General features: G+C 46.9%; 14 protein-coding genes. 3 read left to right on the forward strand and 11 right to left on the reverse strand.

Features of this window, described 5'->3' with window-relative positions:
• Positions 1 to 156 precede the first annotated feature (156 nt).
• Positions 157 to 516 carry a YugN family protein gene (locus M1E03_RS13330; protein ID WP_020451278.1) on the forward strand — a complete coding sequence of 120 codons (360 nt, stop codon included), beginning with the start codon at positions 157 to 159 and terminating at the stop codon, positions 514 to 516.
• Between the two features lie 56 nt (positions 517 to 572).
• Here the strand turns inward: M1E03_RS13330 and ctaG are convergent, their stop codons facing one another.
• The 6 genes from ctaG to cyoE form a co-directional block, all read right to left on the reverse strand.
• Positions 573 to 1,472, reverse strand: a complete 900-nt coding sequence (ctaG, locus tag M1E03_RS13335) for a cytochrome c oxidase assembly factor CtaG (RefSeq protein ID WP_023857263.1) — start codon at positions 1,470 to 1,472, stop codon at positions 573 to 575.
• A gap of 34 nt (positions 1,473 to 1,506) precedes the next feature.
• The gene (ctaF, locus tag M1E03_RS13340; protein ID WP_020451276.1) at positions 1,507 to 1,836 is read right to left on the reverse strand and encodes a cytochrome c oxidase subunit IVB; all 330 of its coding nucleotides are present in this window, start codon (positions 1,834 to 1,836) and stop codon (positions 1,507 to 1,509) included.
• A 2-nt stretch (positions 1,837 to 1,838) separates the two neighbouring features.
• Complete coding sequence (gene ctaE / locus M1E03_RS13345) at positions 1,839 to 2,462, reverse strand: cytochrome c oxidase subunit III (protein WP_020451275.1); 624 nt, start codon at positions 2,460 to 2,462, stop codon at positions 1,839 to 1,841.
• Positions 2,462 to 4,330, reverse strand: a complete 1,869-nt coding sequence (gene ctaD, locus M1E03_RS13350) for a cytochrome c oxidase subunit I (protein ID WP_020451274.1) — start codon at positions 4,328 to 4,330, stop codon at positions 2,462 to 2,464. Before ctaD ends, ctaE begins: the two co-directional genes overlap by 1 nt.
• A 32-nt stretch (positions 4,331 to 4,362) precedes the next feature.
• Positions 4,363 to 5,430, reverse strand: a complete 1,068-nt coding sequence (gene coxB / locus M1E03_RS13355; protein ID WP_020451273.1) for a cytochrome c oxidase subunit II — start codon at positions 5,428 to 5,430, stop codon at positions 4,363 to 4,365.
• Between the two features lie 278 nt (positions 5,431 to 5,708).
• Complete coding sequence (cyoE, locus tag M1E03_RS13360) at positions 5,709 to 6,635, reverse strand: heme o synthase (protein ID WP_020451272.1); 927 nt, start codon at positions 6,633 to 6,635, stop codon at positions 5,709 to 5,711.
• A 402-nt stretch (positions 6,636 to 7,037) separates the two neighbouring features.
• Between cyoE and M1E03_RS13365 the strand changes: the two genes are divergently transcribed.
• Positions 7,038 to 7,946: a COX15/CtaA family protein gene (locus M1E03_RS13365; protein ID WP_020451271.1), complete on the forward strand. Its 909-nt coding sequence runs from the start codon at positions 7,038 to 7,040 to the stop codon at positions 7,944 to 7,946.
• 81 nt (positions 7,947 to 8,027) lie between these two features.
• On the opposite strand, the gene pyc is transcribed toward M1E03_RS13365, so the two are convergent.
• The 4 genes from pyc to glsA all read right to left on the reverse strand — a co-directional run bounded on the left by pyc (position 8,028) and on the right by glsA (position 14,453).
• Positions 8,028 to 11,471, reverse strand: coding sequence for a pyruvate carboxylase (gene pyc / locus M1E03_RS13370; RefSeq protein WP_020451270.1), 3,444 nt, complete (start codon positions 11,469 to 11,471; stop codon positions 8,028 to 8,030).
• Positions 11,472 to 11,549: 78 nt separating this feature from the next.
• Positions 11,550 to 12,761, reverse strand: coding sequence for an FtsW/RodA/SpoVE family cell cycle protein (locus M1E03_RS13375; RefSeq protein WP_020451269.1), 1,212 nt, complete (start codon positions 12,759 to 12,761; stop codon positions 11,550 to 11,552).
• A gap of 333 nt (positions 12,762 to 13,094) precedes the next feature.
• Positions 13,095 to 13,376 carry a YlaN family protein gene (locus M1E03_RS13380; protein WP_003181465.1) on the reverse strand — a complete coding sequence of 94 codons (282 nt, stop codon included), beginning with the start codon at positions 13,374 to 13,376 and terminating at the stop codon, positions 13,095 to 13,097.
• 132 nt (positions 13,377 to 13,508) lie between these two features.
• The gene (gene glsA / locus M1E03_RS13385) at positions 13,509 to 14,453 is read right to left on the reverse strand and encodes a glutaminase A (RefSeq protein ID WP_371268713.1); all 945 of its coding nucleotides are present in this window, start codon (positions 14,451 to 14,453) and stop codon (positions 13,509 to 13,511) included.
• 102 nt (positions 14,454 to 14,555) lie between these two features.
• Here glsA and M1E03_RS13390 point away from each other — a divergent pair, with 102 nt between their 5' ends.
• Positions 14,556 to 15,038 (forward strand): hypothetical protein, encoded by a 483-nt coding sequence (locus tag M1E03_RS13390; RefSeq protein WP_020451267.1) that lies wholly within the window; start codon positions 14,556 to 14,558, stop codon positions 15,036 to 15,038.
• A 142-nt stretch (positions 15,039 to 15,180) separates the two neighbouring features.
• Here M1E03_RS13390 and M1E03_RS13395 read toward each other — a convergent pair whose 3' ends face one another.
• The gene (locus M1E03_RS13395; protein ID WP_020451266.1) at positions 15,181 to 16,509 is read right to left on the reverse strand and encodes a PhoH family protein; all 1,329 of its coding nucleotides are present in this window, start codon (positions 16,507 to 16,509) and stop codon (positions 15,181 to 15,183) included.
• Positions 16,510 to 16,514 lie beyond the last annotated feature (5 nt).

Below are 16,514 nucleotides of genomic sequence, written 5' to 3' on the forward strand. Positions count from 1 at the left end.
CTCTTGTCTTTCGTTTGTTCATATTGTCGTCAAGCCGCCCGCGATTCATACTGTTCACAAAAATATTTATATATCGGCTAAAGCCAGGATTGAAAGTTTAACGCTTTCATACTATGATTGTCAGTAAAGGTAATTTTTTAAAGGGGGTTTTACGGGATGAAATTTGAAGAATCCGGTATCGAAGGCTTGACTGCTGACCTTAACCGGTTAGACGACATCATGGAAAACGAAGGGTTCGTAAGAGCTGGCCAATGGGATTATGAACGCGTCACATATGACCGCAAATTCGATATGGTGGAAGGCAGGTACTACCTCCGCGTGTTCGGATATGCCGTCGAAGGCGATGTGGGCGCCCGGCGCGCGGTCATCAAACTGATGACACCGCTTCTGGGCAAATATTATTATCCGCATGGAGTGGAATACGGTGAAAACGAACATTTCCCGCCGCAGCTCCTCAAAACAAGCAAGACGGTGCTGAATTCAATCAAAGAAAAAGTTTCAGCGCTTGAAGTGTAGCAGACGTACATAAAAAGGGTACAGCCCCTCTGATGAGGCTGTACCCTTTTTTCATCTTAATGAACCGTAGACGGCGAGTATCGCTCTTCTTCCAGTTCCTTTTCGTCTTTGGCTCTTTCCTTCCTCGCCCATCCGAAAAAGATAATCGCCAAAAATGTCCCGTACACGATTTCCTGTAAGATTTTCATGACGATCGCGCCAAGCTGCTGATCTTCCAGAACAGGCATGCTGCTGAACATTTCCGGACCTGTAAGCGTCATTCCGCTCAGCGTATCGAGAGGAACGCACAGTTTCATTGCCTCCGCCCATGCGGAAGGATCTGAATATGTCGAATACAGGGTCGTATCGCTGAACATGATCAGCGCGCACGCCGGTGTCAGCAAAATGCCGTCAGCCATAATGTAGCCGAGTTTCAAAAGTCCGTTCATTTGCGGAAGCTCCTCGACCTTGTGAACGAGCGGCCACCACATGAAAAACGCCGCAATGAAGATCAGCACCGTAATGACGGCATGATAAACGGCATCTGTCTTAATAAAATCAAACACCAAAGGAATGTGATACATCGAAAATAAACCGTTAAACACGATAATCGCGATCAATGGTTTTGAAAAAAACCGGAACAGCGGCTTGACGACCGGCAGAATAATGACCTTTTTCCAAAACCAAGGCGGTATGCCAAGGATGATCAAAGGCGGTACGATCAAATATAAAACCGCCATTTGCGCCATATGCGCGCTGAACATAATATGTCCCAGCAAATCAATCGGACTGCCTTTAGACGCGTATAAAAGAAACATCGCTGTCACGAATAAACCGATTTCTTTCCTGGATGCCCGCTCTTCTTCTGATCCAAATCGTTTCATCAGAAAAAAGTAAAGGCCGGTTATGAAAACGACAGCCCCTAGGAAATAGGGGCTCCACAGGGCGCGAAAACCGAATATTTCAAGGCTGCCCAACATGAGGCATCCTCCTTTCTGTATGTCGGTTCGATTACCACCAGATAAGCGTCACAAAAGCCAAAACGGTAACAAAAGCGACCAAAACGCCCGAATAAAGGAACAAAGTCGGCGCTTCATGCCCCCGCTGACTCATATGCATGAAGTAGTACAGCTGAAATGCAACCTGAATGACGGCCAGCAGCAGAATGAACGGCACCGTAAACCATACGCCTGCATCTGAGGCGACCGTTAAAAAAGCGACAAGGGTCAAGCCGATCATCAAACCGAATGAAATAACCTGATATCTCATGTCCTCCGCGTTTTTCTTTTTACGGTAGGCAAGATCTGTTTTGGGATTCCCTCTGTTTTCGTTATTCACCATTTTTATCCCACCATCCCCATCAAGTATACAACGGTAAAGATAAACACCCAGACAACGTCGATAAAATGCCAATAGAGGCTTGCGACAAAAAACTTCGGCGCGTTGTAAAGGCTTAATCCGCGGCGCGCATTTCTGATCATCAAAGAAAGAATCCAGAGCAGCCCGAACGTAACGTGCGCACCGTGCGTGCCGACTAGCGTATAAAAAGCGGAGCCGAGAGCCGAGCTTTGAATGGTGAACCCATATTCGTGAATATAATGGGTGAATTCATATATTTCAAGCGCCAGGAAGCCTGCACCGAGCAGAACAGTGATTCCGAGCCAAACCTGCATCTTTTTAAAAGCAAAGTTCTTCATATGATACATGGCATATACGCTCGTTAAACTGCTCGTTAAAAGGAGCATTGTCGCCAGAAAGACCAGCCCCATGTCAAACATCTCAGTCGTTTTCGGCCCTCCTGCATTTGAATTCTTCAGCGCAAGGTATGTTGCGAAGAGAGACGCGAAAAGAACCGTCTCTCCTCCGAGAAATAGCCAAAAGCCGATAAACTTATTTTTTCCTTCTAATGTAGCTTTTTCAGGAGAAGCCGGGAAGGTTTCAGCCGTTAATTTCTCTTCTGTATGCATTATGCCTTCACCCCTTTGTCGTCATCATCCATCAGTTCTTCTTTATGAATATGATACCCGTGGTCATCAATTACAGACCGGAGAAGCATCATAAATAATGTGATTCCTAATCCAATCAGAATGACAGGCAGCCCCCAGGCAAATTCCGTCCGGTACATGAAGCCGAAAGCGGATATAAACAGCCCGAGTGACATGATGAACGGGAGAATCGATCCGTTTGGCATATGGACGTCCTGAAGCGGCTCCGCGGCGGTCATTGACTGCTTGCCGGCTCTTTTTTCGATCCATAAAGCATCAAGGCCTCTGACCAGAGGCAGCTGTTTAAAGTTGTATTCAGGAGGCGGTGAAGAAACGGCCCACTCAAGCGTTCTTCCGTCATGCCAAGGATCGCTGCCGACTTTTTCCCCTTTGGCAGTCGTCACGATAATATTGATCACGAGTATGATGACAGCAGCCGCCATAAACACAGCTCCGATTGAACTGATTAAGTTCGCCATGTCAAATCCCTGATTCGGCAAGTATGTGAACACGCGTCTCGGCATTCCCCACAACCCGAGCCAATGCTGGATGAAGAAAGTCAGATGGAACCCGATGAAAAAGAGCACAAATGTTATTTTGCCCAACGCTTCGCTCAGCATTTTCCCGAACATTTTCGGCCACCAGTAATGAGCGCCGGCGAGGATGGCAAACACCACTCCGCCGATGATGACGTAATGGAAGTGAGCCACGACAAAGTACGTGTCGTGGAACTGATAGTCAGCCGGTGCAGCAGCAAGCATGACACCTGTCACCCCGCCCATGACAAACGACGGGATAAAAGAAATCGCATAAAGCATCGGCGTTGTAAACTTAATGCTCCCGCCCCAAGCCGTGAGCAGCCAGTTGAAGATTTTAATTCCGGTCGGGACGGCAATGGCCATCGTCGCCACCGCAAAAATGGCGTTCGCCACAGGCCCGAGTCCCGTTGTAAACATATGGTGGGCCCAAACCATGAAGCCTAAAAAGCCGATCAATACGGTCGCAAATACCATTGAAGAATAACCGAACAGCCTTTTTCTCGCAAAAACCGGAATGATTTCCGAAAAGATTCCGAACGCCGGGAGTACGAGAATATAAACTTCAGGGTGTCCGAAGATCCAGAACAGATGCTCCCAAATGATCGTATTACCGCCTAATTCCGGATTGAAAAAGCTCGTTCCGAACAACCGGTCCAGCATCAAGAGCGCGATGCCTACGGTCAGCGGCGGGAACGCGAATAAAATCAAAGCCGAAGCGACGAATGTCGTCCATGTGAAAAGCGGCAGCCTCATGTATGTCATGCCCGGCGCCCTCATATTGATAATCGTCGCGAGAAAGTTAATTCCGGCAATCAGCGTACCGATCCCGGCAATTTGCAGACCGAGAACATAGAAATCGATCCCGTGCCCTTCGGAATGAAGGGAAAGCGACGCGTAAGACGTCCAGCCGGCATCGGGTGCCCCTCCCAAAAACCAGCTTAAATTCAGAAAGATGCCGCCGAAAAGGAACAGCCAGAAGCCGAGCGAGTTCAAAAATGGAAACGCAACATCCCTCGCGCCTATCTGCAGCGGAACGACGGCATTCATCAGTGCGAACAAAAGCGGCATCGCTGCCAGGAAAATCATCGTTGTACCGTGCATCGTCATGATCTCATTGTAGACTCCGCCGCTCATGATGTCATTGTTCGGTATCATCAGCTGAACCCTGATCAGCATCGCTTCGATTCCGCCGAGCACAAAGAAGAACCCGCCGCCCAGCAAATAAAGGATGGCAATCTTTTTATGATCGACAGTCGTTAAATAGTCCCATAATACAGCCCCAAAACCTTGCTTTTTCTTAAGCGTACTCACAATGTAACCTCCCTCATTCTCCCTTTGAAGCGTTAGTCTTCCGTTTTTAACCCCTTTAAATATTCAGTCAGTGCATCAAGTTCCTTGTCGCTCAAATCAGGGTATGTGCCGGTCATTTTGTTGCCCGGTTTTATGCTTTCAGGATCCTTGAGCCACGCTCTCAAGTTTTCATCGCTGAATTCCTTCACACCGGCGATCGTCGACCGGTCTCCAAAAGTCGCGAGGTTCGGAGCCGTTCTGGCCGCTTCCGCCCTTTGGTCTTTTGAATCGGTCGCATGACAGCTCAGGCAGTTTTTCTCTTTGAACACTTTTTCTCCTTCAACAGCGAGATCGGTTTTCGCCCCCGCTTTATAGTTTTCCATATCGCTCATCCATTCCTTGAACTCATCCTTCGAAACCGCTTTAACTTTAAAGTCCATTAAAGCATGGGAAGGTCCGCAGAGCTCGGCGCATTTCCCGTAGAAATAGTCTCCGGCTTTTTCAGCGCGTTTTGAATCGAACGTTAAGAAGAATTTGTTTTCATTGTCTGTGTTCGTATCAATCTTACCCCCGACTGAAGGAACCCAGAATGAATGTTTGACATCGGAAGCTTTCAGCTTAAAGTAAACGCGTTCATCGGTCGGCACGACCAGCTCCTGGCTCGTCACCACGCCGTAGTCAGGATATTCGAATTCCCACCAGTAAAGGTTCGCCCGGACATTGACGACCAGCGCCTTCTCCGGATCCCTGTTTTTCTTATCCATCGGTTTTGTATCAGCAAGATCAAAGGTCTGTGCGACAACAGGAACAACCAGGATAAGAAGGAGAAGAATTGGAATAACAGTCCATAAAATTTCTAAATTGCGGTTTCCTTCAACCTGTTTCGGGATGTGGTCATCACCGAGCTTAGATCTTCTGTACCTGACGATGACAAATACGAAAATGAAACTTACCACCACTACAACAACAACCATGATCAGCGTGCTGAGAATCATTAGGAAATACTGCTGATCAGCCACCTCGCCCGCCGGCTGCAGCGTTGATATGAACGGTTCTCCGCACCCTGCTAAAACGAGCGCCAAAATAGTGAACAGCGACATCAGACGCCATTTCTTTAACATTTCTTCCCAACCCCTTTTCAATCAATCCTTTTGAAACTTTCACTGTTCAAACGTTTATAGGACACCTATTCATTCATCTGACTCCCCACTTAAATTAAAGCACTTACATTTCCTCATTTCTTAAATAATGAGGTTTTTTACTCAAAATACCATCTATGTATGAACGTAAAGCCGCCTTGTTAAACATAATCGAAAAAAATCGATAAGGCGGCTTTTACATGATTGTTGTCTGTTTGAAGTGTTAAGTGACAGCCTTCAATGTGATGAATTATAGAGTTCTATCCAATTTTAAAAAGTGTGAATACGACCATGGCAACGAAGAATATGGTCAAGTAATTTAATGAATATACAAACATGAGCGTTGCCCACTTCATGATATTTTTGCTTCTGTAACCGACCAGACCGCAAACGAGCCAGCCGATATTGAGTACCGTTCCCAAAATGACGATCGGCAGTCCGAGTCCGCCCAGGAAAAACGGCAGCGGCATTAAGCAGGCAATCCAAATGATGATTTGCCTTTTCGTCACTTCAAAACCGTGTACAACAGGCAGCATCGGTATATTTGCAGCTCTGTATTCCTCCGTTTTCTTAATCGCAAGCGCCAGAAAGTGGGGAATCTGCCAAATAAACATGATTAAAAACAGCACCCATGCCTCAACTCCGATGGAGCCTTGGACAGCGGTCCATCCGATCAAAGGAGGAACAGCCCCTGACACACTTCCGATAATCGTATTAACGGTATAGCGGCGCTTTGACCACATCGTGTATAGAAACACGTACGTAAAGACGCCGACAAAGCCTACTGCGGCAGTTGTCAGATTGGTCATCAGCAGCATGATAAAACCGAGCGCAGTCAGCAGAATGCCGAACCACAATGCCTGTGAAGGCTGGATTTTACCAGTCACCGTCGGCCTTGTTCTCGTCCGCTGCATAAGCTGGTCAATATCACGGTCATAATAGTTGTTGATGACGCATGATCCTGCGATAATAAGCGAGGATCCCGCTAAAGTGAACAGCACGATATCAAGGTTTCCTAGAAAGCTCAGATTTGAAAAGTAAAAAGCGAGCCACAAGCCCGTAAAAGTTGTTATCAGGTTCGAGTAAACAATCCCGACTTTGATAAGGGCGAGGAAATCTTTCCATGCTGTCGTCTCTTCTATTTGTCCATTCATTGCTGTATCAGCTGTAATTCTTGTTTCAGCCATAATACTAACCCCCCTTACTCAAACCTTCATCACGTCAAGAGAAGCGGTATATTCATAAAAAACCTACAACTCTATCATACAAGATTACCGGTTGGAAAAAAACAGCCTATTAAATATTAATCGACAAACCGGTTTATATTTGTGAACTTTTTATGACTTTCTTTACAGATGAAGGAAAAATTGTGAACAAGAGCGGAAAACCACTGTCATTCTAATATAGTTCTATCAAACGAAGCCACAATTATCAAGTCTTCAAAACCAATAAAAATGTGAACGCCTTCTATTGCATTTTTGTGAACAATAATCATTATGAATTGCAGCAGAACATCAATTCGCTTACACTTGAAGGTGGCAAATATCTTTTTATTAGTCAGTTTGCATTAAAAAAGGAGAATTGAATTTATGAATAAAGCATTAAAAGGCTTGGGAATTATCACAACTATCGCCATGCTTTTCGTGCTGATCGGCGGCGCCCTCGTCACAAAGACGGGTTCGGGAATGGGCTGCGGCAGATCTTGGCCGCTTTGCAACGGAAGCATATTCCCGGCTCTAACCCTTGAATCGATTATCGAATGGAGCCACAGGTTTGTCAGCGGCACATCCGGCGTCCTTGTGCTGGCTCTCGCCATTTGGACATGGAAAAAAATCGGCCATATTAGAGAAACGAAATTTCTTGCGGTGATGTCGGTCGTCTTCCTCATTCTTCAGGCGCTCCTGGGCGCTGCGGCGGTCGTCTTCGGGTCTTCGGCCCTGATCATGGCTTTGCACTTCGGAATCTCGCTTATTTCCTTTGCATCTGTTCTGCTGTTGACGCTCCTCGTGTTTGAAGCTGACAGCAAGCAGAAAGCCGAATCGTTTTATATAGGAAAAACCATGCAGTTTCATATGATAGGAATCATTATATACACATATGTCGTCGTTTATACAGGCGCATATGTCCGGCATACGAAGTCAAGCCTTGCGTGCCTTGACTTTCCGATGTGCAGCACACAAAACGGCTGGCTCCCAGGGAAGTTTCACGAATGGGTGCAGATGGGACACAGGGCTGCGGCGCTTCTTCTGTTCGCTTGGATCATTGCGGCAGCGATACATGCGGCCAAACAGTATAAAAATCAAAAACGCATTTATTGGGGCTGGATGATTTCCCTGATCCTGATTATCCTTCAGGCTGCCTCAGGAATTGCGGTTGTCTACAGCAGGCTGGATTTGGGATTTGCACTCGCCCACGCTTTCTTCATTTCCTGCCTGTTCGGAATCCTTTGCTACTTCCTGCTGCTTGTTGCGCGCTATCGCAGACAGGCGCAAAAATAACAATAAACGGTTGATCCCCCGCCTGTTGCGGGGGATTTTTTCATAAAAAAAGGCCGCCGACAAAAGTCAGCGGCCGCACTTTTATTTTTTCAGCTCAATGAGGAGGTCGCCGGTTTGAATGGCTTCTCCGTTTGTCACATGAATGTTTTCAACAGTTCCTGAAAACGGAGCCTGAACGGTCGTTTCCATTTTCATTGCTTCATTGATCATTAAATGATCGCCCTTCTTCACTTGGTCCCCTTTGCTTACAAGAAGCTTAATCACCGTTCCCGGCATGGACGCCGCGATATGATTCGGGTTTGAACGGTCGGCTTTCACCTTTTGATGAACGGACGATTTAATGCTTTCGTCTTTAATGACCACTTCGCGAGGCTGGCCGTTCAGTTCAAAGTAGACGACTCTCGTTGCATCAGGACGCGGTTCGCCGATAGAGACAAGTTTGACGATCAGCGTTTTCCCTCTTTCGATCTCGACTTCGATTTCTTCGCCGAGCGTCATGCCGTAGAAGAAGGTCGGTGTATCAAGCACTGAGATGTCCCCGTACAGTTCCGCTGTCTTAACATACTCGGTAAACACTTTCGGATAAAGCGCATATGCAACAGCATCCTGATCGGAAAGCTCCAGATCATGCGTTTCCTTAAACTCCGCTTTTATATCGTCAAACGAAACGGGTTCGAGAAGTTCTCCAGGGCGCACTGTAATCGGCTCCTGCCCTTTCAAAATCAGCTTTTGCAATTTCTCAGGGAATCCGCCGTGAGGCTGGCCGATATACCCTTTAAAAAGCTCGACTACTGAGTCAGGAAAATCGAGTGATTCTCCTCTTTCGTAAATATCATCTTCCGTCAGGTTATTTTGCACCATGTAAAGTGCCATATCCCCGACGACTTTAGATGACGGCGTAACCTTTACGATGTCCCCGAACAGGTGGTTGACCCGGCTGTACATTTCTTTCACTTCATTCCAGCGATCACCGAGGCCGACTCCCTTAGCCTGCTGCTGAAGGTTGCTGTATTGGCCGCCAGGCATTTCATGCTTGTAAATTTCGGTATGAGGCGCGTTCATGCCGCTCTCAAACTCGCTGTAGTATTTTCTGACAGACTCCCAATATTGAGACAGCGACTCTACCGCATCGACATTCAGCTGCGGACGGCGTTTATCGCCTTCAAGCGCATGATAAAGCGAGCTTGCGCTTGGCTGTGATGTCAGGCCCGCCATAGAGCTGACCGCTACGTCGACGATGTCGACGCCTGCTTCTATCGCCTTCGCGTACATAAAAATACCGTTGCCGCTCGTGTCGTGTGTATGCAAGTGGATCGGAATATCGATCGTCTCTTTCAAAGCTGACACCAGTTCGTATGCTGCTTGAGGTCTCAGCAGGCCGGCCATATCTTTAATGCCGAGAATATGCGCCCCCGCTGATTCAAGCTCTTTTGCCATTGACGTATAATATTCAAGGTTATATTTTGTTCTGTTCGGATCGAGAATGTCTCCGGTATAGCAGATCGCGGCTTCGGCAAGTTTGCCCGACTCGCGCACTGCATCAATGGCGAGCGTCATCCCTTTAACCCAGTTCAAGCTGTCAAAAATGCGGAATACATCGATTCCGGCCGCAGCGGATTCGCTGACAAACTTTTTAATCAGGTTGTCAGGGTAGTTTGTATACCCGACGGCATTCGAAGATCTCAACAGCATTTGAAACATCGTATTTGGAATTTCCTTCCGCAGCTTCTCAAGCCTTTTCCACGGGTCTTCTTTCAAGAAACGGTAAGCGACATCAAAAGTGGCGCCGCCCCACATTTCAAGGCTGAAAAGCTCAGGCCAGAGCGCAGCTGTCGGATTGGCGATTTTCTCCAAATCATGCGTTCTGAATCTTGTCGCAAGCAGTGACTGATGGGCATCGCGGAACGTCGTATCAGTGAGGAGCACTTCCTCTTGATCTTTCACCCATTTGACGAGCCCTTCAGCTCCGCGTTCATCAAGAATCTGTTTTGTTCCGCTCGCGATCGGCTGATCGACATCCGTTTTGACGATCTGGGGCTTGTCGAACTCCGGCTTCTTCTTTTTATCAATGCCCGGGAAGCCGTTGACCGTTACGTTCCCGATATACGTCAGCATTTTTGTTCCACGGTCTCTCTGCTTAGGAAAGACAAAGAGTTCCGGTGTTGTATCAATAAATGACGTGTCGTATTGCCCTGTGAGAAATTTTTCGTGTTTCGCCACGTTTTCAAGGAAAGGAATATTCGTTTTGATTCCCCTTATCCTGAATTCCTGTAGGTTGCGGACCATTTTGGCCGCCGCCTGTTCAAACGTCAGCGCCCAGGTTGAAAGCTTAACAAGCAGCGAGTCATAATAAGGCGTAATGACAGCGCCCTGAAAACTGTTTCCGGTATCAAGCCTCACCCCGAAACCGCCGCCTGAGCGATATGCCATGATTTTGCCTGTGTCAGGCATGAAATTGTTTGACGGGTCTTCAGTCGTAACCCTTGACTGGATCGCATATCCGTGCAGCGTGATGGCATCCTGGTTCGGAATGCTGATTTCGCTGCTGCCCAGACTGAGTCCGGCAGCAATCAGGATTTGTGTCTGAACGATATCGACACCCGTCACCATTTCCGTAATGGTGTGCTCCACCTGAACACGCGGGTTGACTTCAATAAAGAAAAACTCATCGTTCGCAACTAAAAATTCGACCGTACCGGCATTGACATAATCAACATTCTTCGCAAGCTTAACGGCAGCATCGCAAATCTTTTCCCGGAGGGACTCAGAAAGCGAAACGCTCGGCGCTATTTCGATAACCTTTTGATGACGCCTTTGCACAGAGCAGTCACGGTCGTAAAGGTGAACCACGTTACCTTCTTTGTCTCCGATGACTTGAACTTCAATGTGCTTCGGCTTTTCGATCAGCTTTTCGACATACACTTCATCATTACCAAAAGCGGCTTTCGCCTCTGATTTTGCCCTGTTATAGGATTCCTCCAGCTCCGATTCGTCTCTGACGATCCGCATGCCGCGGCCGCCGCCGCCAAGCGACGCTTTGATGATAAACGGATATCCGAACTCCTCCGCAAATTGTTTGACCTCCGCGATATCAGCCACTGGGCCGTCGCTCCCCGGTATGACGGGAATTCCTGCTTTTTCAGCTTGTTCACGGGCTTTTACTTTGTCTCCAAACATATCGAGGTGCTTGGAGGTCGGTCCGATAAAGATGATGCCTTCCTCTTCACACCGCTTGGCAAACTGAATGTTTTCAGACAGGAAGCCGTAGCCCGGATGGATGGCATCCACATGGTTGCGTTTCGCAATCTCGATGATCCCTTCAATATCAAGATAAGCATCAATCGGCTTTTTCCCTTCGCCGACCAAGTATGCTTCATCGGCTTTGTATCTGTGGTATGATCCGCTGTCTTCTTTAGAATAGATCGCTACCGTACGGATATTCAGTTCTGTGCAGGCGCGAAATACGCGGATAGCGATTTCCCCTCTGTTTGCAACAAGAACTTTTTGAATAGACTGTTGTGACATGTCGTTCCCCCTCATCCGCTGTTTTAAGTATGTATCTATTCTAAATGAATCGGATGGACATTGTACACGCTTAGTTTTTTAAAAATTTATACTTTTTTTATATTGATTTTCTTTGGTTTTTGTAGTATCGACAGGCTGTTTTCGTTTGAACCGGTCAAAGTATTCATTAAACATGCTGATGTTCACCAATATCCCCGCGCTTGCCATCAGCAGAATGAGCGATGACCCTCCATAGCTGATAAACGGAAGCGTCACCCCTGTCAAAGGAATCAAGCCGGATATGCCGCCCAGGTTCACGAAAGACTGGATGGCGATCATGCTTGATATCCCGATCGCAAGCAGGCTTCCAAACGGGTCGTCGCATTTTCTCGCAATATAAAACCCTTTTAAAACGATGAAAGCGAGCAGCAGCACGACAAAAAGGACGCCGAAAATGCCGAGCTCCTCGGCGATGACCGCCATAATGAAATCGGTGTGCGTTTCAGGCAGATATCCATACTTCTGCACGCTTTCGCCGAGACCCAGGCCGAACAGCCCTCCCGAACCGATCGCCAAGTAGGAGTTGACGACTTGAAAACCAGATTTCTGTGCGTCTTTAAACGGGTTTTGGTAGCTTTCAAACCGATTCATCCGTCCTTCTGTTAAAATGCTGTCCCAGTTGAAATAAATGAGCGGGCTGACGAGCACAAGGACAGCCCCGGCCAAAAGTACGAGCTTTAACAGCGTTTTGCCGCTGAATCCCGAGCACAAAATAATGCACAAAGCGATTAAAGCGATGATAAAGGCCGTTCCCACATCCGGCTGAGCAGCGACCAGTGCGCAAATGAAAAGCGTGATGATCGCGGGAGGGGCGATTCCGGCTCCCAAGTTGTCAATATAGCTTTGCTTTTTGGCATAGACGGAAGAAAGATACAAGATGACGGTCAGCTTGACAAACTCCCCCGGCTGGATGCCGTAATTCGAAACCCTGAACCAGCTTTGGGCATTCCCGGCCACGTGTCCGACAACGAACAGCCCGAACAAAGCGACAACGGAAATGAGCAGCAAAAACTTTTGGAATTTTTGATTGGCAAAAGCCTTATACGGAAAAAGCGCCGCGCATAAAAATATGACGGTTCCGAGCACCAAAAACATCAGCTGCCTGTCAAAAAAGTAGCTGCTGTCTTGTCCGTACCTTGTCACGGCTGTGATCATGCTTGAGCTGTACACCATGACGAGCCCGAACCCGCACAGCAGGAATACAGCGAAGATTAATGAATAATCATAGGATTTGAGCATTCTTTTTATCATATTATTATCCTCTTCCTTACTTGCCTTCAAAATGTGTTTGTGGTAACTCCTTCGTTATTTTACTACACTTTCTTAAAAAGCACGAAAGATACCCTTTTCATAAGACTTCGAATCTCGTCTGAAAGAAAAGTCCGTCTGTTCCAAGACTGCCGTTCTATTTTTTTATCGGCATACCATGCGTCTTCGTTTATTCGGCACGAACAGCATTCATTCCTTCATCAGCGGACGTTTTCTTTCTCATTCCATAACAAAAAAAGCCTGCCGGCAGTTTGTTTCTATCGAAACGTCGTCGACAAGCTGACTCAGACAGAAAGATTCTTCTGAGGTGTTCATTTATTTTTTTGTAAATGCATCATGTAATGCAGACAATTCACGTTCCAGCCTGTAAAGCAGTTCTTTACCCTCTTCTTCATCCACTAATCCAAGGCGGACAGCAAAATCAATTTCCCTAGAGAGTCCGAACATTTGTGTATCTAAAACCTCTTCATAAAGAGGACATTGAGGCATCGTTAAGTTGTCCATTTGCACTTGAATCAGCTTTAAGATTTTATCAGCATCACGTTTTAACAGGGCAAGTGCTTTTTCACGATGGTCGACTACAATCTCAGACGCCAAAAGTATCCCTCCGTTCCCCAGGCGAGTACCTAATTCTTCTATTTATGATAAAGCCTCAGCCGAAAAAAAGCAAGCTATTTCTGTCCTTTCGCCGTATTTCAAAGACTCGCATTTTAAGCTTCCGCTCACGTTTTAAAAAATGCTTAAACTGTAGTTCGCCGATAACAGCTCTAAAAGCCGGATTCCAGCGATGCTGTTTCCCTTTTCATCAAGCGAGGGCCCGAAGATGCCGATGCCGAAACGGTATGGGGATAGACCCATGATTCCCCCTGAAACCCCGCTTTTGGCGGGTATGCCGATTTTGATTGCGAATTCGCCGCTGGCATTATACATTCCGCATGTCACCATAAATGTTTTGCAAATTCTCGCGATATCCTTCGGTATGATTTGTTCTCCCGTTTCGGGATGCTTGCCGTTCAAAGCAAAAACAGAACCGATTTTCGCCAAGTCTAAGCTGTTCATTTCAATGGCGCACTGCTTTGTATACACATCCATGACATCCTCAACCTCAGCCTGAAAAATACCGTGCTCTTTCATGTAGTAGCACATCGCCCTGTTGACCATCGAGGTTTCAAATTCAGATTCGGCGACCTTCTCACAAAAGGTAATATTCCGGTTATTTGCCAGTTTTTTAATAAAATCAAGAAGCCTGCCGATCTTATCGGCATTCGTCTCTCCTTTAATCATGCTTGTCACCACCAATGCTCCGGCATTTATCATCGGATTCAGCGGCTTCCCCGGGTTGACGGTTTCAAGTTTGATGATGGAGTTAAACGGATCACCAGTCGGCTCTTGTCCTACATAATGAAACACTGTTTCCGGACCGTGATCGATCAGGACGAGAGCAAGCGACAATACTTTTGAGATGCTTTGCAGAGTGAAGGCTTTTTCCACGTCTCCCGCTGATATACACGTCCCGTCCGTAAAGTAGACCGCCGCCGATAAATCGTCCTCCGATAATTCAGCCAAAGCCGGTATGTAAGATGCAACCTTTCCTTTGTCCGTCACTTTTTTCGCTTCCGTGACAAAATATTCAAGCTCCTCATTATCCCGGCAATTCAAGTTTTTTCCCTCCATCCGAGCGTCGTTGCTGTTATCTTTCCCGGAGAGGGCTTTTGTTATGAGAAGTGACAATTTGAAAGAAAGCGCTTATAATTTTTGTGAGGGAGTGGTAGAGACATGAGCATTGTAACGATCACAGGAAATGTAAAGTATTCGATTACGCTCGATCCGAGCGTTTGGATTTTTGATGACCGAAAATTTGATCTCGATCAGTTCTTTTCAGATTTCAGAGAGGTAAAAGATGAAGAAGACGACCTTGTGATTGACCGGGAACGGCAAATCAGGGAAGGTACTGTATCGCCGCCGACACTGAAATCAGAGAAAAAATATGAAAAGGAGAAATTGCTTGACGGCACTTTCGGGATCAAGCTTGAACCTTTTTTAAAAAATGCGGAGGTGACAGGCTCCGCCGTCAAATGCCTCTTCAAAACGGAAGGTGAAGACGTTTCCGTTCCGATCGAAGAAGCGGGCGGCATGATTCTCTGCTTCAGCAACAATGGCAAGCCGCTTGGCGAAGACGGGCCTGTACACGTTTATTTTCCCGACGGTTCAAACAGGATGACTCCTGTGAAACGAGTAAAAGAAATTCACATTGTTTAAAGCTACAACACTGCAACGGGTGCGCCGGAGGCGATGAAAAACTCCGCCTCCTCTTTCCCGGCCGGGCTATCGGCACTTGCCGGCAACCCGGCCCGCGGGCCATGCAAGTTGCAACCCGGGTTAAACGCCCGGGTTTTTTTATTTACAGCAGATCGGCTGCAAGCCTGGCGAGCCGGGAGCGCTCTCCTTTTAAAAGCTTCACGTTTCCGGAAATTTTTTGATCCTTAAAGCGCTCGACAACATAGGCCAGGCCGTTGTTCATCGCATCTAAATAAGGATGGTCGATCTGTTCGGTGTCTCCCATCAATACGATTTTACTGCCTTCCCCGACGCGGGTCAGAAGCGTTTTGACTTCATGCTTGGTCAGATTTTGAGCCTCATCAATGATGATGAATTGGTCAGGAATGCTTCTGCCCCTTATATATGTGAGGGCTTCGACTTGAATGGAGCCCATCCCCGCTAAAATATCATCAAGCTCCCCCGGCTTTTTTGCATTGAACAAGTATTCCAGGTTATCAAAAATAGGCTGGACCCACGGACGAAGTTTTTCTTCTTTTTCACCCGGAAGATAGCCGAGATCTTTTCCGACAGGAACGATCGGCCTTGTGACAACAAGTTTTTTAAAATTCCCCAGGTCTTCTGTCTGCAGCAGCCCTGCTGCCAACGCAAGCAGGGTTTTTCCTGTGCCGGCTTTTCCAATCAGGGTGACAAGCGGAATATCTTGTCTTAAAAGAAGTTCCAAAGCCATCGTCTGCTGTACATTTCGCGAACGTATGCCCCAAACCTGTTCCTGATCGAAAACAAGCTTTTTAACGGCTTTTCCGCTTTGATCTACGATCCCTACGGCAGAGGATGATCCGCCGAGCGCGTCCTTCATGACGACAAACTGGTTCGGACGCAGCATCTCACTGCTGATTTCGTGAAGCGGCAAATCGTGATGTTCAAAAAAGGAATTCATCTGATCCGGGCGAATGTACACGTCTGTATAACCGCTGTATATATCATCATTGTCGACAACCCTGTCGTGCAAAAAATCCTCTGACATCAAGCCGATGGCATCGGCTTTGACACGGATCAGCATATCTTTGCTGACAAGGATAACCGGCCTGCCGTCTTCTTTCGTTTCCTCTTCCAGGCTGAGGTTTTTCGCTACGGCTAAAATACGGTTGTCGCTTGTTTTTTCGATAAAAATTTCTTGAAGCTGCTGAAAAGAGCGATGGTTCAGCTCGATTCTCAAGCTTCCTCCGTTTGGTAGGGGAACATTTTCATACAGCCTTCCTTTTAAACGCAAATCATCTATCAATTTAGATACGCGCCTTGCATTCCTCCCAATTTCATCCATGTAGCGTTTCTTTGAGTCGACTTCCTCCAATACGACAGCCGGGATGACAACCTCGTTATCTTCAAAAGAAAAGATTGAATTCGGATCCTGCAATAACACATTCGTATCCAGCACATAAATTTTACTCAATCTTC

It is taken from the genome of Bacillus sp. PK6-013, assembly GCF_054161445.1.

Coding starts and splice junctions, on each gene's coding strand:
- ctaF (WP_020451276.1), bottom strand. CDS start 1,836: ATGGTGAATAACGAAAACAGAGGGAATCCCAAAACAGATCTTGCCTAC.
- cyoE (WP_020451272.1), bottom strand. CDS start 6,635: ATGGCTGAAACAAGAATTACAGCTGATACAGCAATGAATGGACAAATA.
- M1E03_RS13390 (WP_020451267.1), top strand. CDS start 14,556: ATGAGCATTGTAACGATCACAGGAAATGTAAAGTATTCGATTACGCTC.
- ctaE (WP_020451275.1), bottom strand. CDS start 2,462: ATGCATACAGAAGAGAAATTAACGGCTGAAACCTTCCCGGCTTCTCCT.
- coxB (WP_020451273.1), bottom strand. CDS start 5,430: ATGTTAAAGAAATGGCGTCTGATGTCGCTGTTCACTATTTTGGCGCTC.
- M1E03_RS13330 (WP_020451278.1), top strand. CDS start 157: ATGAAATTTGAAGAATCCGGTATCGAAGGCTTGACTGCTGACCTTAAC.
- pyc (WP_020451270.1), bottom strand. CDS start 11,471: ATGTCACAACAGTCTATTCAAAAAGTTCTTGTTGCAAACAGAGGGGAA.
- M1E03_RS13365 (WP_020451271.1), top strand. CDS start 7,038: ATGAATAAAGCATTAAAAGGCTTGGGAATTATCACAACTATCGCCATG.
- M1E03_RS13375 (WP_020451269.1), bottom strand. CDS start 12,761: ATGATAAAAAGAATGCTCAAATCCTATGATTATTCATTAATCTTCGCT.
- glsA (WP_371268713.1), bottom strand. CDS start 14,453: ATGGAGGGAAAAAACTTGAATTGCCGGGATAATGAGGAGCTTGAATAT.